Source organism: Cobetia sp. MC34 (assembly GCF_018340035.1).
In the GTDB taxonomy this organism is placed as follows: domain Bacteria; phylum Pseudomonadota; class Gammaproteobacteria; order Pseudomonadales; family Halomonadaceae; genus Cobetia; species Cobetia amphilecti.
This window is the reverse complement of sequence record NZ_JADPPY010000102.1, coordinates 1-596: the sequence shown is the minus strand read 5'-3', so window position 1 is coordinate 596 and position 596 is coordinate 1. Positions and strand designations below refer to the sequence as shown.

Annotated in this window: 1 protein-coding gene; it reads left to right on the top strand. The window is 62.2% G+C overall.

Annotated elements, in window-relative coordinates; genetic code table 11:
• Window positions 1–59 precede the first annotated feature (59 nt).
• The gene (locus IZU87_RS17330) at window positions 60–551 is read left to right on the top strand and encodes a transposase (RefSeq protein WP_213115374.1); all 492 of its coding nucleotides are present in this window, start codon (window positions 60–62) and stop codon (window positions 549–551) included.
• Window positions 552–596 lie beyond the last annotated feature (45 nt).

Here is a 596-nt window from a genome sequence, read left to right as displayed (position 1 = left end):
CTAGTTGGAGTATCAGCGGCTGTTAGACTCTGAACCATATGGGGCGTGATGAGGTTCCGATGAAGTACTCCGACGAGCGCCGGGAGGCCATCCTCAAGAAGCTGCTCCCGCCGCACAACCGCACGGTGGCAGAAGTGGCCCAGGAAGAAGGCATCTCCGCTGCGACACTGTACAACTGGCGCAAGAAGGCTCGGCAAGCAGGCCGTTTGCTACCTGACCAGAGCGATGATCCCGAAGGCTGGAGCTCGCAGGACAAGTTCCACGCCGTTCTGGAGACAGCGGCCCTCAGCGAGGCTGAGCGTGCCGAATACTGCCGGCAGCGTGGCCTCTATCCCGAACAGGTCCAGCGCTGGCGTGCGAGCTGTGAAGGCGCTAACGACCGAAGCGATGCCGCCACCAAGCAGCAGAGTGAGGCACGCAAGGCGGAGCGCCAGGAGAACAAGGAACTCAAGCGCGAGCTCCGCCGCAAGGAGGCCGCGCTGGCGGAAACCGCCGCACTACTGACATTGCGAAAAAAGGCCCGAGCGATCTGGGGGGACGAGGACGAATGATCAGCACCACAGATCGCCAGGACGCCATACAGCTGATCGATGAGG